Source organism: Desulfosporosinus metallidurans (genome assembly GCF_001936615.1).
Lineage (GTDB): Bacteria > Bacillota > Desulfitobacteriia > Desulfitobacteriales > Desulfitobacteriaceae > Desulfosporosinus > Desulfosporosinus metallidurans.
Genome location: NZ_MLBF01000005.1, coordinates 54,366 through 75,535, shown reverse-complemented (window position 1 = coordinate 75,535; position 21,170 = coordinate 54,366). Strand labels below are relative to the sequence as shown.

Sequence of the window (21,170 nt, the reverse complement as noted above, 5' to 3'; positions counted from 1 at the left end):
CATTTGTCGTATGTAATATATTATTAGAGAGGTGTGTATTCATGAAAAAAAGGATAGTATCCTTATCACTGATCCTTGCATTAATTCTCAGCATCGGCCTCACAGGTTGTAGTTCCGGATCTGCAGGAAAAACTGCTGACACAACCGCAGCCATAACCAGTGGTGGAGTATTAAAAACCGCAATATTTTCTTCACCTGGAGGAATATTCAATCCGGCATTTGCAACAGACACCTATGATATGTATGTAACAAGACTCGTATTTGAGCCTCTTCTCAGGTATAATACCCAGGGTGAATTCGAAGGGCAACTGGCTGAAAAATGGAGTGCATCACCGGATGGAAAAGTCTTTACTTTTGTATTGAGAGATGGATTAAAATGGCAGGATGGAGAGCCTGTTACTGCAGATGATGTCAAGTATTCCATCGAATATGTCGGGTATCCGGATTATAAAGGGGCACGCGCCTCATTTATTAGTGCCATTAAAGGCGTTGATGATCTCAAGCAAGGTAAAACAAAAGATTTAGCAGGCATAAAAGTAATTGACAAAAAGACAATTGAAATTACCACTGTAGATACTTTTGCTTCCGGTTTTCTCCGTTTTGGCACTAATTTCGAAATATTTCCGAAGCATATATGGGAAAAGGTTCCGGTAGCTAAAGCATTGGAGGCTACAGATATTTTAAGAAATCCAATCGGGACGGGACCTTTTAAAATGACTAAATTTGTTCCGGACCAATACATTGAATTTACCCGTAACGATAATTATTGGGGTGGAGCTCCCAAACTTGAAAAAATTATTTTGCAGAAGACAAACATGGACGTTGCACAAGCTCAGCTTTTGAAGGGCGAAATTGATCAAATGTATATGGTCAATTTATCTAAGGCAGATGAGACTTTGTACAAATCCAAAGGTTTTAATATTAAACCACTTACACAAAACGCATATCAATATTTGGCTTTTAATCTCACAATGGACGCCTTCAAGGACAAGAAGATCAGACAGGCATTTGCATATGCTATGGACCGTGCTTCAGTTGTCGATAATCTATTGGAAGGGCACGGCGTCATAGCAAACAACCCGTATCCTCCAACCTTCTGGGCATCTCCTAAAGAATTAAAAGAATATAAATACGATCCTAAAAAAGCATTAGAATTATTTAAAGAAGCTGGCTGGGTATATAATGAAAATGAAAAGAAAATGTATATTAACGGCAAACCGGCCAAATTCACTCTTAAATATAGTAAGGGCAATGTTGTCACCGAAAAAAGCGCACCGCTCCTCCAACAGAATCTGAAAGATGTTGGAATCGAATTGGATTTACAGATCATGGAATTTAGTGTCATGTTTGATCAGGCCAAAAAGGGTGACTTCGAGCTTGCCTTTATAGGACAGGGGAATGAAAATGACGGTGACTTATCGAAATTCTATCTCTCAAAATATATCAAACCCCTGGGCGAAAATTCAGGAAGCAACTTCATAAGGTATAAAAATCCTGAACTTGACAAGCTCATAAATGATAGCCTTACGCATATTGACCAAAAAGAAAGGGTAGGGATTTTCAATAAGATCGGCTTGCTGCTAAATGAAGAATTACCTGTCATATACAGGTATCATTGGGACGAGAACATAGTATATTCCGGAAAATTAAAAAACCGTGAATTTACTCCTTTTGCAGGCATTTATTACTATAAAATTGAAAACTGGTATCTGGAAAAGTAAATGGTTTGGGCAGCCAGAATACTAGGTATTATGGCTGCCCGACTTTTTATGTAATACTTGTACAATAGGTATGCAATGAAATCGAAGTTCTTATAAGCAGTGATATTGTGTATAAGGTGGGGGTCATAAATGAGAAAGTACATAACTAGAAGATTGCTTTTAATGATACCAGTTCTAATTGGCATTTCAATTATCATTTTTTCGCTTATAAATCTTGCCCCGGGTGATCCGTATTCAAGTATGATTGATCCGAATTTTACCGCGGCGGACAAGGAGAATATGTTAAACGCCATCGGGTATTATGAACCTCTACCGGTCAAGTATGTAAAGTGGGTAAGTAGAGCTGTCCAAGGGGATTTAGGCTTCTCAATAAGATATAAAGAGCCGGTAGTCTCCGTTATTATGAGAAGTTATGGAAACACAATATTTTTAACCTTGATTTCTTTAAGTATTAGTGTTTTAATCGCAGTTCCACTTGGCGTGATTTCAGCAACTCATAAATACTCTGTATTTGATTATATTGTTACCGTATTTTCGTTTATTGGCTTATCAATTCCAGTCTTTTTCTTAGCCATGTTAATGATCAAATTTTTAGCTTTTGATTTGGACCTGTTTCCTATTTCGGGAATGCAAAGCATTGGCAGTGGTTATACAGGAATCAGAAGTTTTTTTGATCACTTGCATCACATGGTGCTTCCCATCGCAGTTTTAGGACTGACTAATATGGCTTCTTTGATGAGATATACCCGATCATCAATGCTTGAGGTCATAACTCAGGATTATATACGTACAGCAAGAGCAAAGGGTGTGAAAGAAAGGGTCGTAATCTACAGACATGCTCTTAAAAATGCATTAATTCCAATCGTTACAGTAGTTTGCATGTCATTGGGATATATGATGTCCGGAGCAATTTTAACTGAAACTGTTTTTGTATGGCCGGGAATGGGCACTTTGGTTTATCAGGCCATACTCAACAGGGATTACCCGCTTGTCACGGCCAGTACCATGTTGATTGCGTTTTTTATACTTGCTTCAAATTTGTTGGCAGACATTTTATATGCATTTTTGGATCCAAGAATAAAATACAACTAAGAGGAGAAATATGAGCATGATAAGCACTGATATTGATCATAAAAATATTGTTTCAGGCGTATCTCCGTGGAAAATTGCCTCCCAAAAGCTGAAAAGAAATAAATTGGCCATGTTCGGAGTAGTTATTCTTACAATTCTGGTCTTTGCAGCAATCGTTGCTCCGTTAATAACTCCATATGAGAGAGATTTTATAAACATGTCAAAAATCTACCAGGCACCATCAGCAAACTATTGGTTGGGTACTGACGAATTGGGGAGAGATGTGTTTACTCGCTTGATATACGGAACCAGAATATCCATGAGCGTTGGTATTGTTTCAACAGTAATTTCTGTGTTGATAGGTGTCGTGCTGGGTGCTGTCGGTGGATATAAAGGTGGAGCTGTTGATTTAATTGTGATGAGAATCGTCGATATATTCATGTGTTTTCCGTTTTTTCTAATTGCAATCGTTATCGCTGGAATATTGGGACCGAGTATTTGGAACCTCATGTTTATTTCCGGAATATTAAGTTGGCCAAGAATTGCCAGAATTGTTAGAGCTGAAGTCCTGTCATTAAAACAGAGAGAATTCATTGAAGCCAGCAGAGCACTGGGATTAAATTCAAGAAAAATTATTTTTAAGCATATTATTCCAAATATATTGGCACCGATTATTGTATATGCGACTCTTGGAATAGCACAGGGTATATTATCTGAAGCCGGTTTAAGCTTTCTCGGGCTGGGAGTCGAACAACCTGTTCCCAGTTGGGGTAATATGTTGTCTGCAGCACAGAATTTTAGCACATTGACCAATCGGTGGTGGTTGTGGGTACCGCCTGGATTGATGGTTCTACTAACAGTATTGTCTATAAATTTTGTGGGTGATGGATTAAGAGATGCATTGGATCCTAAAATTACCCAATAGGAGGTGGAATAGTGACTGAAACATTAATTGATATAAAAAACCTTGTAACAAGTTTTAAAACACCTGAAGGACCACTAAGAGTTCTTGATGATGTTTGCTTAACCATCAAGAAAGGCAAGGTACTGGGAGTAGTTGGAGAATCAGGTTGTGGAAAGAGCATTACATCCCTTTCAATCATGAGATTATTACCTCAGCCATACGGTTTTATAGAAAGTGGAGAAATAATATTCAATGGTGCAGATTTGACAAAATTATCAACTAATGAAATGGAGTCTATCAGAGGAAATGATATAGCAATGATCTTTCAGGAACCTATGACCGCATTGAATCCTGTCTTTACGATTGGATATCAAATTGGAGAGGCCTTGGAAATACATCTGAAGTTAAAAGGTAATGAGAAAAGGGAAAAAAGCATAGAAATGTTAAAAATGGTCGGACTGCCCAGAGCTGAAAAACTAATTGATGAATATCCTCATCAATTAAGCGGAGGTATGCGGCAGAGAGTAATGATTGCCATGGCTTTGAGCTGCAACCCGAAGCTTCTTATTGCTGATGAACCTACAACAGCCTTGGATGTTACGATACAGATTCAGATTTTGGAGCTTATGAAGAATTTGAAGAATGATTTTAATACCTCCGTTTTATTAATAACACATGATTTGGGTGTCATTGCAGAAATGTCGGACGAAGTGGCTGTTATGTATCTTGGAAAGATCGTAGAATACACCACGGCGGAAAATATTTTTGATAATCCTTTGCATCCATATACAGAAGGTTTGCTTAATTCCAGACTTGTTAGTATTCAAAGAGGTACTAAGCTGATATGTATTCCCGGAATGGTTCCAACATTGACTTGCAAACCGAAAGGGTGTGCATTTTCTCCCCGATGCTCCAAATGCATGGACATCTGCAAAGAAAAAATGCCGGAATTAAAAGAAATAAAACCAAATCATAAAGCCAGATGCTGGTTGTATAATTGAGAGGTGATTCATTTTGTCTGAGAATATTCTGGAAGTGAATAATTTGAAAAAGTATTTTCCTATATGTAGTGGCGTTTTTTCAAGAGTAACCGGAGCAGTCAAAGCAGTGGATGATATTTCATTTACGATTAAAAAAGGTGAAATTTATGGACTTGTGGGTGAGTCAGGCTGCGGTAAATCTACAACAGGAAGGACAATTCTAAATTTATTGAAACCCACTTACGGATCTGTAGTTTTTAATGGAAAATTGATTTTTGACGTAGAAAAGAAACAGTATTTAGATCATAAAGAAATGAGAAGCCTAAGGCGTGATATGCAGATCATATTCCAAGATCCCGGAACATGCCTTGATCCTAGAATGAATGTCGGGACAATCGTATCGGAAGGTTTGGTTGAACACGGGATAGCTAAAAGAAAAGAAGCTATCAATATGTCTAGAGAATTATTGGAACTTTGCGGTCTGAGAGGAGAATGTGTTACAAAATATCCTCATGAATTCAGCGGAGGCCAAAGACAGAGAATAGCTATTGCAAGAGCTTTAACACTTGCTCCAAAATTTATAATCGGCGATGAACCGCTTGCAGCCTTGGATGTTTCAATTCAAGCTCAAGTACTTACTTTGATGCAGGACTTGAAAGAAAACTTAGGACTGACGTATTTATTCATATCCCATGATTTGGGAGTTGTTAAGTATTTCTGTGACAGAATAGGTGTGATGTACCTTGGATCAATTGCAGAGCAAGCGTCAAGTGAAAGTTTATTTGCAAATCCTCTTCATCCCTATACAAAATCCTTGCTGTCTGCAGTTCCAAAATCCAATCCCAAAGAGAAAAAGGAAAGGATTATTCTAAAAGGAGATGTTCCAAGCCCTGCAAATCCGCCAAAGGGATGTAAATTTCATACTCGATGTCCTCATGCAATGCCGGTATGTAAAGAAACAGTTCCACAGATGAAAACAATAGAAACAGATCATGATGTTTGCTGCCATCTTTATTGAGTAATGATTTTTGAAAATGGTTTTTCATTGAAGAGTAGGTGATTAAAATTCAAAAAAATAAAAAAGACAGTTTAGATTTTAAAGATATATTTGCATTAACTATAGCAATGTTTGAATTAATATTGCCAAGATTTTTTATTATTTTATTAGCCGTTTTTATAGCTCTCATCATTGTTAAACTATGGTTATAGCGTGCGGTAAATCATTTGCAGGACGTTTAGAATTTATTTGGCTATTAAATTCCGGAAGGGGGGATGTCAATGAAGACAAATATTACTAGGGATGATTTTCTTGAAAATCAAGTTCTTTCAAATTTAAAAATGCATGAAAAGCGGAATATGGCTGCTTTTATTATTAATAGAGCTAATTTGAAAAGTAATGGTTATGATGATAGCCTTTGGCTTATTTATCTTGATAGCAATCAGTTGAGAAAATTGGGCACTGTAGGAAGTGTCAAAAATTATATTTGGAAGGATGCTTTTATAATATACTTTATTATAGAAGAAGATAGCAGTATTTTTTATAAACATAATATAGATACAAACTATAGTGAAAAAATGTTTTCTATTCCAATGAATGTTGCGGAATTCGTGTTTTCCGGCAATAAAGTGATCTTCAGCAGCAGAAATTCTATTATTAAGCGGACGAAAAATGTTCAGGAAGGAACGGAACTTCCTTTCTATGCAGAAGGCATAGGCGTATCTGCCAATTATAGGAATTCTCTTTTTTCGTACGGAATTTCTGATGAGAAAATAGTAAAAATTTCCGGGGACGATATTCATATCGTAAGTATGGTAGCTGATGAATCGGGAAACAGAATTGCATTTATCAGTTCAATCATGGACAAATATATAAAAAGCGAATCAAATAATATTTATTTTATAGATGCTGAGTCAGAGAAAATCGAGATCATATCAGCTGAAAATTCCTTAAGCATTTCCAATATCGCTTTTATAGATAAAGAAACAGTTATTTTTACAGGATCAGATTTAAAGACTTACGGTAGAAATGAAAATCATGAATTCTATACGATTGATTTAAACACCAAAAAACAAAGTAAGATCACAGAAGGCTTTGATAAAAGCCCTTCAGGGAAATCCATTATAACAGATGCAAGATTCGGCCAATCGAGTGATTTTTATGTATATGATAACCAATTGTATTTTTTAACCCTTGAGGAAAATGGTGCATATCTAAATAAAATTAATAAAACCGGCAAGCATGAAAAACTCTCTTTTGAACCCGGCACAATAGATTCCTTTGCGGTTTTAAACGAGAGTATCCTTTTTATAGGCTTGAGATCACAGTCCCCCCACGAAATATATTCCTTAAGAGACGGAAAAGAATACAAGCTCACGAATTTGAATGACTGGCTGACAGACAATCGTATTGTTATGAGGCCTGAACCACTAAGCTGCACTAACCTTGATGGGACAAGAATAGAAGGATGGGTTGTTAAACCTGTTGATTTTGATGAAAGCAAAAAATATCCCGGTGTTTTATGTATACATGGTGGTCCCCGGATGATTTACACCGATACCTATTCTCATCTGATGCAAATATTAGCTTCCAATGGATATTTTGTATTCTTCTGCAATCCCAGAGGGAGCGACGGAAAAGGAAATAACTTTTCAGATATCCGAGGCAACTTTGGTTCATATGCCTTTTATGATCTGATGGGTTTTACCGATGAGGTTATAAAAGAGTATACAAATATCGATGCAAACAGGCTGGGGGTAACAGGAGGCTCTTATGGGGGATATATGACAAATTATATTATATCCCATACGACCAGGTTTAGTGCTGCTGTTTCCGAAAGAGGCATTAGTAATGCAGTTAGTATGTTCAATACATCAGATATCGGATATGCTTATATGTCGGATTATATTGGCGGGATTGATCTGTGGAATAACATGGAAGCTTACATAAACGATTCTCCTCTTACCTTTGCAAACAGAGTCAAAACACCCACGCTATTTGTTCATGGGAAAAATGACACTAGATGCAATTACACTGAATCTCTTCAAATGTTCAGTGCCATAAAATACTTTGGTATAGAATCAAAATTCTGTTTGTTTGAAGATGAAAATCATTTTTATGAAACGAAAGGTAAACCGTTAAACAAAGCAAAAAGATTCTATGAATTGCTGAAATGGTTTGATATGCACCTAAGCAAGGGGGAATAACATGCAAACTAATGAATTAACCAGTGAATTGATTAAAATTGATTCCTCCATAAAAGAAAATGCCAATAAAGCAGTGGAATATGCAAAAACATATATGGACAATCACGGTATCAAAGGAAAAATAATTGAAAATAAGGGTTATAAAAGCTATCTCTGCGAAATTGGAAAAGGGAATAAAAAGATAGCGCTCAACGGTCATTTGGATGTAGTATCAGGGAAAAAAGAATTATTCCAACCCTACGAAAAAGAAGGCAAAATATTCGGCAGAGGCGCAGCTGATATGAAAGCAGGTTGTGCTGCCATGATGAACACGATCATCAAACTGAAAGATAAAAACCTTCCCTGCAAGGTAATGCTACAATTAGTTTCGGATGAGGAGGAAGGAGGAAACAACTGCAGTCAGTATCTTGTCGAAAATGGTTATACAGCTGATTTCGTTATTTGCGGTGAGCCTACGGATTTAGGAATAGGCTTACAAGCAAAGGGCTTCATAAGGTTGGATATTATTGAATACGGACGTTCTGCACACGGGAGCAGACCTTGGGAAGGCAATAATGCTATTTTAAAAGCACTTGAAACTTTCAATAAAGTATCAAGTTTACCTTTCATGGCTGAAAAATCAGAATTTTATAGCGGTTCTTCAATAAATTTGGCTGTTATAGAAGGGGGATGTATGTATAATAAAGTCCCTGATCAATGTCGGATCGGATTGGATATTAGATTTGTTCCTCATATTGAACCTGAACGGATTATCAAAGAAATTGAGAGTGTTGTCACTGGGGATGTGGTGGTTAACATGATTGGCTCAAGTGTCAACATCCAACCTGAAAATCACTTTGTGCAGCAGTTGACCGATTCAATAAGGGAGATTACTCACAACGAAAAATTAAACATTGTAGCTCAACATGGTTCGTCCGATGCAAGATTCTTTACAAAGAAACGAATACCTTCCGTTGAATTCGGACTGTCGGGAGAGTTTTGGCATGGTGATGGAGAGTATGTTTTAGTTCAGTCTATCTATGATTATGAAAAAATTCTAGAAAATTTTATTATGAACTTTCATTAGTACGGGCCATTAATTCTGCTGAGTAATGGGCAAAAAACGGTGACGGTTCCACTTTCTTGTGGAGTCGTTTTGCATTCTATGACTGAGATCGCCCAATGGCCCCAGGAGGTGGGAGCTTAAGTAAGGCAATATCCGGCCAAATTGGAGGAGCTAATCTTTTGATTGCAATTTCACGAAAGTCGTGTTAATTTATATATGAACAGTTAAACATATGAACATAGATAAAGTTTGCTTGGTATTTTAGATTTGTTATGAAGCAATTTTTTGGAGGGGAAGAGATGACGGAACAACTATCTAAAGAAGAACGTGTGAAGTATCGTATTGAAGGGGAATTTTGTGCCAATTGTTCGGCGAAAATGGAGAGAATGCTGAGTGCAACGGAAGGAATAGGAGAGACAACGATCAACTATGCGATCAAGACGGTTTTCTTACCTCCTTCGCGGGTCGTGCAGGCTCAGGATATTATGGAGAGAATTGAGGCGGGAGTAACACTCGTTCCGATCCAAACGAAGCAAAAAGTAGCTACTCCGGATAATACTGCTGCTGCGGCTAAGGAGAATAAGCGGAGACTTACAAGGATTATGATTGCGGGTGTGTTATTTGCGGTAGGTTTGGTTTTTGAGTCACGTTGGAAAAACAGTTCTTGGGAAATTATTGAATATTTGGTTAACTTAACGGCTTATTTTATAGTAGGCTACAAAGTCCTAGCCAAGGCTGTTCGCAATCTATTCAGGGGACAACTCTTTGACGAGAATTTTCTGATGTCTTTGGCAACCGTCGGGGCGATTGCCATTCATGCCTTGCCTGAAGCTGTTGCTGTCATGTTGTTCTACTCCGTGGGTGAATACTTAGAGGAACGGGCTGTAAACCGTTCTCGTCATTCTATTCAGGCCTTGCTGAATTTCCGTCCGGAGTATGCCAATCTAGTTCATCAGTTGGATGTGCTCAAAGTTGATCCCGAAGAAGTGCAGGTCGGTCAGCAGATTTTGGTTCGCCCGGGAGAAAAGGTTCCTTTAGACGGCGAAATCGTGAATGGAAGTTCGTTTGTCGATACGTCTGCTCTGACCGGTGAGTCGGTGCCGAGAAAAGTCCAAGTGGGAAATACCGTTTTAGCCGGTATGATCAACACAACTGGGGTCTTGACGGTGCGTGTTACGAAGGTGTTTGCTGAATCATCCGTACAAAAGATCTTAGACTTGGTCGAGAACGCCAGTACCCACAAAGCAACCACGGAAAAGTTTATTACGACCTTTGCCCGCTATTATACGCCTGCCGTTGTCGTGGTAGCATTAGGAATTGCCTTAGTGCCTCCGCTTTTGAGTGGCGGAAATTTTCAAGATTGGCTCTATAGGGCGCTGACAATCTTGGTCATTTCTTGCCCTTGCGCGCTGGTGATCTCTGTTCCCTTGGGCTATTTCGGGGGGATCGGGGGCGCTTCACGCCACGGTATCTTGATCAAAGGAGCGAACTATTTAGAAGCGTTGACAGATCTTCGCACCGTGGTGTTTGACAAGACGGGAACTCTGACAGAAGGGGTCTTCCAAGTTGTAGAAATCAGCCCGGCAAAAGGGTATACCAAGCAGGAACTTATAGAAATAGCAGCCAGAGCGGAAGCTCACTCTCCTCACCCTATTGCTAAATCGATTCGCGAGAAGTATGGAAAAGTCTTGAAAGACAGTGATTTGACAGGCTTGCTAAGTTATGAGGAAGTAAGCGGACAAGGGATTCGAGCTATCTTTAATGGAAAGACCGTGTTAGTGGGTAAAGCTGAACTATTGGAGCAAGCCGGAATTTTGACTCCAAGACTTACGGTTGCTAAGGGGTTAGGAACAGAGGTTTACATCTCCGTAAACGGCGACTATGTTGGGCAATTGATTATCTCTGACCGAGTGAAGCCTGATTCCAGAGCAGCGATCGCTGGCTTGAACCAGATGGGCTTGAAGACGGTTATGCTTACAGGGGATAACCCGGCGGTTGCCAAAGCAGTTGCGGAAGAACTAGCCTTGAGCGAATATTACTCTGATTTAATGCCAGAGGATAAAGTTGCTTGGCTGGAGACGTTCAGTCAAGCAAAAGGACAGGGTAAAGTGGCATTTGTGGGCGATGGAATCAACGATGCACCTGTCTTGACACGGGCGGATGTGGGGATCGCTATGGGTGGCTTAGGGTCAGATGCAGCGATTGAGGCTGCGGATGTCGTGATTATGGAAGATCAACCGGGCAAGCTCCTAGAGGCTATCCATATTGCTCGATACACAAAGAAGATTATTTGGCAAAACATTGGTTTTGCTTTGGGTGTAAAATTATTGGTGATTTTGTTGGCAACCTTCGGACTGGCCAATATGTGGGTGGCAATTTTTGCTGACGAAGGCGTCGCTTTGCTCGCGATTATGAACGCCATGCGGGTTAGGTGGTATAACAGCCCGAAAAATTCCCTTCCGGAAGCTTCGTTAGTGCGAACGGTTAAAGTGGCGGCACGGTAGCACTCTATGGTAGAATGAAAGTACAAGGGCTATTTATTTTTAAGTTCGGAGTGAAAGTAGTATGATACTGAAAAAGCCAGAGGCTGATGCCGCTATCGATAAGCATGAATCTGTAGAGGACGCCGTGTGTGACTGCTTATGCGTACATCATGAGGTGATTGATAAGTATTCAGACCAACTGATTACCCTTGACAGGGCGAATAGCTTGTCAGAGTTATTTAAGACGCTGGGTGACCCGACGAGAATCAGAATTATGGATGCCCTGGCAAAATCGGAGTTCTGTGTTTGTGATCTGGCTGAATTATTAGGATTAAGCCAATCAGCCACCTCTCACCAACTGCGGGTGCTTCGGAATAGCGATCTTGTCAAATACCGGCGTGAGGGGAAGATGGTCTACTATTCTGTGCATGACTCTCATGTCTCAGAACTCTATCGTCAGGGATTGGAGCATATCGACGAGGGTTAATTCGGTAACGCTCATAATCTATCACTAAATAATAAAGATCCAAGGTCATTTTATTATGACTTTGGATCTTTATTATTTTGGCAGATCGGAATGTGAAAATTTCTATACTAGTGCCACATCCGGATAAAGGATTCATCGTTACTCTCGCGGATTTTCGGCTAGGAGTAGCTAGACTTAACTGGATTATGATGTTGAGGAATCCCTTTGCCCCCAAGATTAAGAGAAAACTGGGCTTCGATGATATTTAACCCGGCATCTAAATAGTAGACGATCCCAGTGCTATGTAGAAAGGCAGTAACTTGGGAAGGGAAACCTTGGAGTCCATTCTCATTTCTCATTTTAATAATAGTATTTGTATATTTGCATATTAGTATATTTACATATTGACATATATGAATATCTTAGTATAATTAATAACATAAACCATTTGAGACTGATGAGGCAAGCGCGATACTGTGTTTAGAGGAGATGAACCATTTGTTTAAAGAATTGCCAATGACTAGACTGGCTTTGGGTAATGATGAATGTAAAATCCGCCAGGAAGCTAAACGCTATAAGGCCTTGGGGGATGAAACACGCCTTAAAATGTTTCGGGTCTTAGAAAAAGGGGAACTATGTGTCTGCGAACTGATGGATCACTTTCAGATGAACCAATCCGTAGCTTCACGTAATCTCAAGGTTTTGGAAAATGCGGGCTTGGTAGAGGGACGCAGAAGGGGAAAATTCGTCTATTACTGTATAGCGGAAGAGAGGGCGGACGGAATGTAAAGAAGGACACAAGCAGGACGCAAGAAGAACCTACTAATGAGAGGACTGATTATTATGCTCCAAATGTTTGCTGATTATGTAGCCTACACACTATTTGGGCTTCTACCGAACAGCCACCTAGGTGCCGCTGTTGATTTTTTTATCTATGATACGATTAAGATCTTTTTAATGTTGGGCACGATCATCTTTTTGGTTTCACTGATCCGTAGCTTTTTCCCACCGGAACGTACTAAGAAAATTTTAAGCCGTAAACGAGAATATGTTGGGAATATTATGGCGGCCTTGCTAGGGATCGTGACCCCGTTTTGTTCCTGCTCCGCAGTGCCGGTCTTTATCGGCTTTGTAGAATCTGGGGTACCCTTGGGGGTTACCTTTTCCTTCCTTATCTCTTCGCCGATGGTGAACGAAGTGGCCTTGATCATGCTCTGGGGGATGTTTGGCTGGCAGATTGCAGCTATTTACATCGCTACTGGGATTACCGTTGCCATTGTCGGCGGATTGGTGATTGGAAAACTTAAACTGGAACATCTGGTGGAGGGGTATGTTTACGACATTAAAATGGGCGAAACAGAATTGGCGGCCTTAACTTGGAGAGAACGGGCAGAGTATGCTTGGGAATATGTTGTGGACATTCTGAAAAAGGTCTGGCTGTATGTCATTATTGGGATAGCCATCGGTGGCGCAATGCATGGCTATGCACCTGCTGATTTCTTAGTTAAATATGCTGGAAAGGATAACCTACTTGCTGTTCCATTGGCAGTGCTTATCGGCGTGCCACTCTATTCCAATGCAGCTGGGATCATTCCCATTGTCCATGTACTGATGGAAAAAGGGATGGCTTTAGGTACGGTTCTCGCCTTCATGATGGCCGTTACCGCTTTAAGTTTGCCGGAAATGATTATTTTGCGCAAAGTTTTAAAACCTAAATTACTTGGCATTTTTGTGGGGATTATGTCGGTAGCGATTATTTTCGTAGGGTATTTGTTTAATTGGATATTTGTTTAACTTGAATTAGTCATAGCAATAGGTAATAATGCCAAATTGCTGACAAAGATAATAAGGAGTGACTTGTGATGAATATTAAGATTTTAGGTTCCGGCTGTTCTAATTGCGCCAAGTTAGAAAAAGTTGTTCGAGAGGCCGTTGATGATTTAGGGATTGTCGTGGAGATCGAAAAAGTGCAGGATGTGGCCGAGATTATCTCTTATGGGGTGATGAGTACTCCGGCTCTCGTTATTGATGAAGTGGTCAAGCTGGTGGGGAAAGTTCCCAACCGCGCGCGCGTGGTGGAGATATTAAAACAAGCTTTGCCTCAATAAGCATAGTGTGCCCCCGAGATCTTATCGATGATGGGGTTGTGTTTACAGGGGTGTAGGGAGCACCTCTAGTCCCTATTTTGGGGGTAGACCACATGAGATGGAAGGGGTGATTCTAGGTTGGAAAACGGGGTGGTGGCTTGTTTTTTACTGGAGATGAGGTCTCCTCAGGATGATAGTGCTGGTAGATAACAAAACGGGGCTGTAACAAAACTAAGTTTTGTTACAGCCCCGTTTTGTTCCGAGAATTTGTAGAATAGCAAGATCCCCATCGTGGCAAATAAATCGAAATTTTCATAAAATAGTTTGTCAACAAAATTTCCCACCTTTCCTTTTAGGATGAAAAATAGTTTAAATGCCTACTATATATACGTAAGTATTGCAGACCTCTTTATGAAAAAGATTACTGGTTAAATATTCCGAATGATTTTAAGAAAACAAAATTGACTCCTACTTTGAAAGTAGGAGCCATTAGCTGTTGGCATTTATAAGGTGAGCCCCATCACCTGAAATAACTTTAGCACAGCAATTTTTAGTTTTAATGCCGTTGTCAGAGTGTCAGAACTATTTTAGGATCATCTGGAACTTAACTGGATTATTGAGGTTTAGCAATCCCTTTGCCCCCACGATTAAGGGAAAACAGGGCACCGATGATACTTAAGCCAGCAGCTAAATAGTAGACGATCCCAGTGCTATGCAAAAAAGCGGGAACATAGGCGAGGGAAACCTTGGAGTCCATGCTATGTTGGAAAATAGCAACGGAAAGGGTAATCCCTAAGACCATACCCAAGTTTTTAACCAGTTGGCTTATTCCAGAGGCTGCTCCTAGTTTATTTTTAGGGACCACTCCCATAATACAGGAATTGTTCGGGGCTTGGAAAAGGCCCAAGGAGGCCCCCATGCCGAAGACGGCTAGAATCACTTGGATAACCGGAGTTTTCTCGCCGACGTTGGCCAAGAGAACTAAGGCGAGGGCATTGAGAATCATACCACTGCTGGTTAAAAAGGTGTAGCCGATTTTGTCAGAGAGCCGTCCGGCGAAGGTTGCCATAACCGCCATGCCGAGGGGAAAGGCCATCATAAACAGTCCAGCAAGTTGAGGCGTATATCCTAAGACTTTTTGGTAGTAAAAGGGGAGGAGCACGGTACTGGAATACATGGTGATGAAGGAAATAAGAGCGGCAACAATCGATGTCCAGAAAATTCGCATTTTAAAGAGTTCAAAGTCTAGAATGGGGTTAAGCGCTTTTCTTTCACGGATAACGATGGCGATAAGACTGATAATAAAAATTGTACCGCTAGTAAGAATCGTCGGGGACAACCAGCCAAAATCATTGAGATTGGAGACGCCGTAGATGAAACTAACCATTCCAATGATGACGTAAAGGGCTCCCCAACTATCAAACTTCTTACTGGAGCGTTCCTTACCATGATCTGCAGGAATGATATAGTGTGAGGCTAAGAAACCAGTGGTTGCCACAATTGTAATCAGAACAAAAATCATGCGCCAGCCCCAGAGACCAATCACGATCCCACCGAGCGAAGGCCCTGCCAGGCTGCCAATAGCGGCTACTGATCCAAGGAAACCAATGTTTTTCCCACGTTGCTCGGGGGGGTAATTCTCTGTGGCAATGGCTAAACCGTTGGCCATGATCATTGCCCCACCAACCCCCTGCAAAACTCGGGTAAGGATCAAGAGGTAGACATTATTGGTCAGAATACAGAGGAATGAAAAAATGGCGACTAAAGCAAACCCACCATTATAGATTCTTTTTCGTCCAAACATATCAGCTAATGTTCCAAAAATTAGGAGTAAGGCAGACATGGTCAGCAAATAAACGGAGGGCACCCATTGAATCATGGACAGGCTGACATTGAATTCTGCTGCCATACGTGGCAGTCCGACGTTAACCACTCCACCGTCAAACGTGGAGAGAAAGGCACCTGTAGCAACACAAGCTAAAACATAAGAACGTTTTTGTTTTGCTACAGGTACGGTAGATATAGGAGTCGACATATTCTTAACCTCCTTAGTCAATACTGAGGACAGCTTGGACCACGGCATTCGTAACCTGTACACTATTTTCGAGTTTAAGAATCCGGAATGACCGCTTTAACCTTAGCTCACTGATCTGAAAAGCATGGGCTAATTCGGTCATTCCCGGGTTGGAGGGGTTTACTCTTGAGGGAAGATGCGAAGGCCTGTATTAACTCGGTTCAGCCCAACTGTACCGTCAATGACCGCGATAACTTCCAAGAGTTCTTCATCCGTGACTCCCATGTTCCTTAGCTGTTTGGTATGGCTGGCGATGCACATGTCTGAGTTGTTGTTGATGGATGTGGTCAAGGCAATCAGCATTTTTGTTTTAGCGTCGATTTTTCCAGGGGCCATGACAGTTTTCATCTTCATGAGTGTTGCCTTCATGTAATCGGGGAAGTTCGCTAAGGCACGAAACGTAGGCGGGACCATTCCTTTTTCTTCCTCAAGGTGAGCAAAAATGTGTTTAACCTCCGGGGATGCATCTTGATCTTGGATGAGTTTTACAGTTGACATGGGTTTTGCCTCCTCTAATTTGCGATATGATTATATTAGAAAGTGATAATATAATCATATTAGCACTTAATTCGCAAAATGCAAGAGGCAAAATTGAAAAAATTTAGGGTAGTTTGGAATATGAATTCAAAGTTGCAATTCTAGAAAACATATAATAATATACTTATATAAGGAATGTACGAGTATCGGAAAGGGGGTAAGGGTTTGGGCTCTGAACCGCGCATTGAGGAGATGGCTGAAGAATTTAAGGTGCTTGGGGATAAAACGCGGTTGAGAATTTTAGCGTTACTGCAGGGTCGGGAGTTATGTGTCTGTGATTTGACCGAAGTCTTAGGAATAAGCCAGCCTGGGGTGTCCCAACATATGAGGCGGCTGCGTCAAACGGGCTTTGTGCATGAACGCCGGGGAGGGCAATGGATTTATTATTCGCTGAATGGGGAACATTCGCTTCTTGGCTTGCTTTTGCCCACGCTTCCAAAGGTCGAGGAAGACGAAGAACGGCTAATGCATGCTAAAGGATGCCCTACTTAAGAATGTAAGATTAGACTAAGGAGGCGAGTCAATGACTCAGGCTGCGGATTTCCAAAACGAGTCGGAAACCCGTGCAGTTCTATATAACTTGTTTGCAGGGTCTTTAGCTCGGAAAATTGATGACTCGTGGCTCAATCCAAGTTTTCGTGAGCAACTTCAAATGGGGTTGCCTGACATTTTTGGCAAAGAGGAACTCTTAGAAGCCCTAAAAAAAGCAGAGGAAGCCCCCAAGTATTTTGAAGAACTTCAACTGAACTATGATGCTTTGTTTAATGTGCCTGGCCTCAAACTTACATTTCCGTATGAGTCATGCTATACCCATCGCAATATTGATGGGACGTATGGGCGTCTATGGCAAGAACCAGCTCAGGAGATGCATCGTATTTTAGGAGAGTGGGAGATTGTCTTTGCGGAGGGCTGGGATCTCATCCCAGATCATGTCGCCATTGAGCTCTTCTTTATGGCTGAGCTTTGTCGCCGTACCAGTCTTGCCCAAGAGGTTGAGGATCAGAAACGGCTGCAAGAATGGCAAGTAGAGTTTTTTCAGGCCCATCTCAATTCGTGGATGTTGGAGTTTGTAAAAGTGTTAGAGATGAAAGCGGATACCGATTTTTATCGAGGCATGGCATATTTGCTAAGGGGTTTTTTAGAAGAGGAAAAAGAAGGATTAACGGATAAAATGGAGCGAACTGAATAATATAAGGCGTTGCTACCCCTCGATGTAAATCGGGGGGATAGTTTTTTGTTGATTGATCTAATCGATGACTGGGTGGTACTTACAGGGATGTATGAAGCACATGGGATGGATTTTTATGTGAATTAGGGAAATTTGGGATTTACAAGAAAAATATATAATTATATAATTATATAAAAGGTTGAATTGAGGAGTGCTATGAGCCGTGAGAAACGATTTGTCTGGCATTGGGAACTGAGTGTCTGTCTTCTTTTAGCCTTCTTTGGATTTGGAGTCTTTTGGGCAGAAAGGTTATCACTACAACATGTTCAATCACAAATGCATGAAGAGGCACTAGTATCCGTGCGTCATGCAGGGGTCGAGCTGGGAAACTCTCTGAATGAAGAAACTATGGATAAAGTCAACCCGGTCTTTGAGCACCTTCTGGAATTCGATCGCAATCTGACATTTCTCGAACTTTTGGATCAGGACCAACACGTCTTACTGAAAAGTCGGCAGAGGTATACCCAGGGTGAAGTGAACTTTGAGATGCCTTTCCTTGGGCTTTATCAGTTCAGAGCTGGAATTTCCGATTTGCCGCTTCGAAAAATCAAGGAACAGTATCACCCATTATTAGGGGTAGATTTATTATTGCTTGCCGTTTTTATGATTTCACGGCGCATTCAGGGTGGCTTGCGGGTAAGAACCTGGTTTGTAACGAGGAACGCTTCCAACAATAAAAAAACTGAGCAGGCACTCCAAGCGTACACCTATTCATGGAATAAGATGGAGAGAGAAAGAGCGGCTCTGGCCACCAGCCTTCATGAGCAAATAGGACAATCCCTAAGTGCAGCACTTATGCGTCTGGGGATGCTTCCAAAGAGTTCTTCAACAATCCAGCCTGGGGACCTGAATGAAGCGGGGGAAGATTATCTTGTTGCACAATCTATTCTGCGCGAAAGTATTTCCGAGATTACCGAACTAACCGAACGATTACGGCCATCTGTTTTGGATACCTTGGGAGTATGGACTGCCCTGCGGAGTTATATCCGTTGGTTTGAAAGTCAGGCGGGAGTTTGGGTAGAGTTTTCCGCACTTGGTGCCCAAGATATGCGTTTTCCGTCCGAAATTGAGATTCTCATTTTTAGGATTGCCCAGGAAGGATTAGAAAATATCCAACGCCATGCGCAAGCCGGACTTGTCGAGCTGACGTTCTGTGTTTGTGATCACGAGTTGGCCATTCAAATCAAGGACGATGGAGTAGGGATCGAGCCCCAGCAACTGGCTAATTTTGAGGAGTCTACCGGAGGTTTAAGCGAGTTGAAAAACCGCTTGCGCTACTATCAGGGAAGCTTGGAAATCACCTCAATACTTGGACAAGGGACAATTGTAAAGGCGCATATCCCCTTGAGTTGCGCGATCAAGAGGAGAGATGAGATTGAACCTGATTCGTGTCTTATTGGCGGATGATCACTCTGTCTTACGTAAGGGTTTGAAGATCCTATTAGACCGTGAAGAAGATATTGAAGTGGTAGGCGAAGCAGCTAATGGAAATGAGGCTTGTCGCTTAGCACAAGTTCTCCAACCGGATATTCTCGTCTTGGACTTGAGTATGCCCGAATTAAATGGATTTGAATGTGCCAAGAAGTTGAAACGAGACCTGCCCGATATGCGAATTGTAATCTTAATACGACTTGCAAAAAACAAAAATATATAATAATATACTTATATAAGCAATACATTAATTAGAGGGAGGGGGTAGGCTCATTGTATACTGAACCGCGTATTGAAACAATGGTTGAGGAATTCAAGGTATTGGGAGATAAAACGCGGTTGAGAATCTTAGCGTTACTGCAGGGTCGGGAACTGTGTGTCTGTGATTTGACAGAAGTCTTGGGAATAAGCCAGCCCGGGGTGTCCCAACATATGAGACGTCTGCGTCAAACGGGATTCATGAAGGAACGCCGTGGCGGACAATGGAACTATTATTCGCTGAATATGGGAAATCCACTGCTGGCTTTGCTTATGCCTATGTTTCCAAAAGCTGAGGAGGACGAGAAAAAGATAATGAATTCTAAAGGATGTCCTATTTAAGAAAGTAAATTCCGGTAATGCTAGGATGAGAAACATAACAAGGAGGATGATTAAAGAATGAATGTTGATTTGCCAGTAAGTCGTAAGTTATCAACACTAGATCGCTATTTAACCCTGTGGATTTTTTTGGCAATGGCAGTAGGTGTGGGCATAGGGTTTGTCTTCCCAGGTACGTCGGGTTTTATTAACCAGTTTCAGGTGGGAACGACCAATATCCCGATTGCCATTGGGTTAATCGTAATGATGTATCCGCCTCTGGCAAAAGTGAAATATGAAGAAATCGGACGTGTCTTTAAAAATGGTAAAGTCATGACTTTATCCTTAATTCAAAACTGGATTGTTGGGCCAATTTTAATGTTTGCTCTCGCCGTGATCTTTTTGCATAGTTACCCAGAGTACATGGCCGGACTGATTATGATTGGCTTGGCTCGTTGTATCGCTATGGTCATTCTTTGGAACAGTCTAGCTAAAGGAGACTCAGAGTATGCGGCAGCGTTGGTGGCGCTGAATTCTGTTTTCCAGGTTATATTCTATTCGGTTTATGCCTTCATCTTTCTTACCGTCCTACCAAATTGGCTCGGTTTTGCCTTGAATATTAATGTTAACATTAGTATGTGGGAGATTGCCCAAAGTGTTCTTGTTTATTTGGGAATTCCCTTCTTTGCGGGGATGCTGACGCGCTTTATACTGTTGCCTATGAAAGGAAAAGAGTGGTACGAGAAAAAATTCGTCCCCAAGATTAGCCCTCTTGCGCTCATTGCTTTGCTCTTCACGATTGTTATCATGTTCTCGATCAAAGGTGAGAAAATTATTTCTGTTCCGTTGGATGTCGTACGAATTGCAATACCGCTGTTGATTTACTTTACTATTATGTATCTTGTCTCTTTCTATATGGCATGGCGCCAAGGACTCCCTTATGGTCAAACGGTCACCTTAGCGTTTACAGCAGCGAGCAATAACTTTGAACTGGCTATTGCTGTTGCTGTCGCGGTGTTTGGAATTAACTCTGGAGCCGCGTTTGCAGCCGTTATCGGACCGCTCATCGAAGTGCCTGTGATGATCGCTTTAGTCAATGTGAGTTTGTCCTTTGGCAAGAAGTATTTTAACAAAGAGGGAGCACCGATCAGAGGATAGACCACCTTTTATTGGAACATTTATGCCAGGAGGGGATTGTCGTCAAATTATCCCTCCTGGCCTCGTAGAAAGTATAGTTTAGTGGTGCATAAGGGCAACTAAGGCTCCCGCTTCCTGCAAGTTCGGCTTAAGCCGACTTTTTATATTTCAACGTAGATTTCTCGTTTTGGGGCCAACTGGAGCAAAATGAATATATGCAGTTACT

Annotated in this window: 20 protein-coding genes and 1 riboswitch; of the genes, 18 read left to right on the top strand and 2 right to left on the bottom strand. The window is 41.1% G+C overall.

Annotation, left to right across the window (positions count from 1 at the left end; translation table 11 throughout):
- Positions 1 to 41 precede the first annotated feature (41 nt).
- The 12 genes from DSOL_RS05360 to DSOL_RS05305 all read left to right on the top strand — a co-directional run bounded on the left by DSOL_RS05360 (position 42) and on the right by DSOL_RS05305 (position 13,982).
- Positions 42 to 1,721 (top strand): ABC transporter substrate-binding protein, encoded by a 1,680-nt coding sequence (locus DSOL_RS05360; protein WP_075363846.1) that lies wholly within the window; start codon positions 42 to 44, stop codon positions 1,719 to 1,721.
- A 129-nt stretch (positions 1,722 to 1,850) separates the two neighbouring features.
- Positions 1,851 to 2,813: an ABC transporter permease gene (locus DSOL_RS05355; RefSeq protein WP_075363845.1), complete on the top strand. Its 963-nt coding sequence runs from the start codon at positions 1,851 to 1,853 to the stop codon at positions 2,811 to 2,813.
- A 16-nt stretch (positions 2,814 to 2,829) separates the two neighbouring features.
- Entirely contained in the window at positions 2,830 to 3,717 is an 888-nt protein-coding gene (gene opp4C, locus DSOL_RS05350; RefSeq protein WP_075363844.1) for an oligopeptide ABC transporter permease, read from the top strand.
- 11 nt (positions 3,718 to 3,728) lie between these two features.
- On the top strand, positions 3,729 to 4,697 hold the full coding sequence (locus DSOL_RS05345) for an ABC transporter ATP-binding protein (protein WP_075363843.1): 969 nt from the start codon (positions 3,729 to 3,731) through the stop codon (positions 4,695 to 4,697).
- A gap of 10 nt (positions 4,698 to 4,707) precedes the next feature.
- A complete protein-coding gene (locus tag DSOL_RS05340) occupies positions 4,708 to 5,694 on the top strand; it encodes an ABC transporter ATP-binding protein (protein WP_427854377.1) in 987 nt (328 codons plus the stop codon).
- A 260-nt stretch (positions 5,695 to 5,954) separates the two neighbouring features.
- The gene (locus DSOL_RS28695; RefSeq protein ID WP_075363841.1) at positions 5,955 to 7,880 is read left to right on the top strand and encodes a S9 family peptidase; all 1,926 of its coding nucleotides are present in this window, start codon (positions 5,955 to 5,957) and stop codon (positions 7,878 to 7,880) included.
- 1 nt (position 7,881) lies between these two features.
- Positions 7,882 to 8,946 carry a M20 family metallopeptidase gene (locus DSOL_RS05330; protein ID WP_075363840.1) on the top strand — a complete coding sequence of 355 codons (1,065 nt, stop codon included), beginning with the start codon at positions 7,882 to 7,884 and terminating at the stop codon, positions 8,944 to 8,946.
- A gap of 278 nt (positions 8,947 to 9,224) precedes the next feature.
- Complete coding sequence (locus DSOL_RS05325; RefSeq protein WP_075363839.1) at positions 9,225 to 11,429, top strand: heavy metal translocating P-type ATPase; 2,205 nt, start codon at positions 9,225 to 9,227, stop codon at positions 11,427 to 11,429.
- A gap of 61 nt (positions 11,430 to 11,490) precedes the next feature.
- Positions 11,491 to 11,895, top strand: a complete 405-nt coding sequence (locus tag DSOL_RS05320; protein ID WP_075363838.1) for an ArsR/SmtB family transcription factor — start codon at positions 11,491 to 11,493, stop codon at positions 11,893 to 11,895.
- A gap of 477 nt (positions 11,896 to 12,372) precedes the next feature.
- Entirely contained in the window at positions 12,373 to 12,663 is a 291-nt protein-coding gene (locus tag DSOL_RS05315; RefSeq protein ID WP_075363837.1) for an ArsR/SmtB family transcription factor, read from the top strand.
- Positions 12,664 to 12,717: 54 nt separating this feature from the next.
- Positions 12,718 to 13,668 carry a permease gene (locus DSOL_RS05310; protein WP_075363925.1) on the top strand — a complete coding sequence of 317 codons (951 nt, stop codon included), beginning with the start codon at positions 12,718 to 12,720 and terminating at the stop codon, positions 13,666 to 13,668.
- Positions 13,669 to 13,736: 68 nt separating this feature from the next.
- A complete protein-coding gene (locus DSOL_RS05305) occupies positions 13,737 to 13,982 on the top strand; it encodes a thioredoxin family protein (RefSeq protein WP_075363836.1) in 246 nt (81 codons plus the stop codon).
- 452 nt (positions 13,983 to 14,434) lie between these two features.
- Positions 14,435 to 14,495, bottom strand: a riboswitch (Fluoride riboswitch).
- 79 nt (positions 14,496 to 14,574) lie between these two features.
- Here the strand turns inward: DSOL_RS05305 and DSOL_RS05300 are convergent.
- Together DSOL_RS05300 and DSOL_RS05295 are read right to left on the bottom strand one after the other, a co-directional pair.
- Positions 14,575 to 15,996: an MFS transporter gene (locus DSOL_RS05300; protein WP_075363835.1), complete on the bottom strand. Its 1,422-nt coding sequence runs from the start codon at positions 15,994 to 15,996 to the stop codon at positions 14,575 to 14,577.
- Between the two features lie 159 nt (positions 15,997 to 16,155).
- Complete coding sequence (locus DSOL_RS05295; RefSeq protein WP_075363834.1) at positions 16,156 to 16,533, bottom strand: carboxymuconolactone decarboxylase family protein; 378 nt, start codon at positions 16,531 to 16,533, stop codon at positions 16,156 to 16,158.
- Positions 16,534 to 16,737: 204 nt separating this feature from the next.
- Between DSOL_RS05295 and DSOL_RS05290 the strand changes: the two genes are divergently transcribed.
- From DSOL_RS05290 to arsB, 6 genes are all read left to right on the top strand, one after another.
- Positions 16,738 to 17,064: an ArsR/SmtB family transcription factor gene (locus tag DSOL_RS05290; RefSeq protein WP_235838703.1), complete on the top strand. Its 327-nt coding sequence runs from the start codon at positions 16,738 to 16,740 to the stop codon at positions 17,062 to 17,064.
- 31 nt (positions 17,065 to 17,095) lie between these two features.
- Positions 17,096 to 17,761, top strand: coding sequence for a TorD/DmsD family molecular chaperone (locus DSOL_RS05285; RefSeq protein WP_075363832.1), 666 nt, complete (start codon positions 17,096 to 17,098; stop codon positions 17,759 to 17,761).
- 195 nt (positions 17,762 to 17,956) lie between these two features.
- Positions 17,957 to 19,207 carry a sensor histidine kinase gene (locus tag DSOL_RS05280; RefSeq protein WP_075363831.1) on the top strand — a complete coding sequence of 417 codons (1,251 nt, stop codon included), beginning with the start codon at positions 17,957 to 17,959 and terminating at the stop codon, positions 19,205 to 19,207.
- On the top strand, positions 19,176 to 19,454 hold the full coding sequence (locus DSOL_RS05275) for a response regulator (protein ID WP_075363830.1): 279 nt from the start codon (positions 19,176 to 19,178) through the stop codon (positions 19,452 to 19,454). The genes DSOL_RS05280 and DSOL_RS05275 overlap by 32 nt, the downstream gene beginning before the upstream one ends.
- Before the next feature lie 50 nt (positions 19,455 to 19,504).
- Positions 19,505 to 19,831 (top strand): ArsR/SmtB family transcription factor, encoded by a 327-nt coding sequence (locus DSOL_RS05270; protein ID WP_235838702.1) that lies wholly within the window; start codon positions 19,505 to 19,507, stop codon positions 19,829 to 19,831.
- A 57-nt stretch (positions 19,832 to 19,888) separates the two neighbouring features.
- Complete coding sequence (gene arsB / locus DSOL_RS05265; protein WP_075363829.1) at positions 19,889 to 20,965, top strand: ACR3 family arsenite efflux transporter; 1,077 nt, start codon at positions 19,889 to 19,891, stop codon at positions 20,963 to 20,965.
- Positions 20,966 to 21,170 lie beyond the last annotated feature (205 nt).

Coding starts and splice junctions, on each gene's coding strand:
- DSOL_RS05360 (WP_075363846.1), top strand. CDS start 42: ATGAAAAAAAGGATAGTATCCTTATCACTGATCCTTGCATTAATTCTC.
- DSOL_RS05355 (WP_075363845.1), top strand. CDS start 1,851: ATGAGAAAGTACATAACTAGAAGATTGCTTTTAATGATACCAGTTCTA.
- opp4C (WP_075363844.1), top strand. CDS start 2,830: ATGATAAGCACTGATATTGATCATAAAAATATTGTTTCAGGCGTATCT.
- DSOL_RS28695 (WP_075363841.1), top strand. CDS start 5,955: ATGAAGACAAATATTACTAGGGATGATTTTCTTGAAAATCAAGTTCTT.
- DSOL_RS05330 (WP_075363840.1), top strand. CDS start 7,882: ATGCAAACTAATGAATTAACCAGTGAATTGATTAAAATTGATTCCTCC.
- DSOL_RS05325 (WP_075363839.1), top strand. CDS start 9,225: ATGACGGAACAACTATCTAAAGAAGAACGTGTGAAGTATCGTATTGAA.
- DSOL_RS05320 (WP_075363838.1), top strand. CDS start 11,491: ATGATACTGAAAAAGCCAGAGGCTGATGCCGCTATCGATAAGCATGAA.
- DSOL_RS05310 (WP_075363925.1), top strand. CDS start 12,718: ATGCTCCAAATGTTTGCTGATTATGTAGCCTACACACTATTTGGGCTT.
- DSOL_RS05305 (WP_075363836.1), top strand. CDS start 13,737: ATGAATATTAAGATTTTAGGTTCCGGCTGTTCTAATTGCGCCAAGTTA.
- DSOL_RS05300 (WP_075363835.1), bottom strand. CDS start 15,996: ATGTCGACTCCTATATCTACCGTACCTGTAGCAAAACAAAAACGTTCT.
- DSOL_RS05295 (WP_075363834.1), bottom strand. CDS start 16,533: ATGTCAACTGTAAAACTCATCCAAGATCAAGATGCATCCCCGGAGGTT.
- DSOL_RS05285 (WP_075363832.1), top strand. CDS start 17,096: ATGACTCAGGCTGCGGATTTCCAAAACGAGTCGGAAACCCGTGCAGTT.
- DSOL_RS05280 (WP_075363831.1), top strand. CDS start 17,957: ATGAGCCGTGAGAAACGATTTGTCTGGCATTGGGAACTGAGTGTCTGT.
- arsB (WP_075363829.1), top strand. CDS start 19,889: ATGAATGTTGATTTGCCAGTAAGTCGTAAGTTATCAACACTAGATCGC.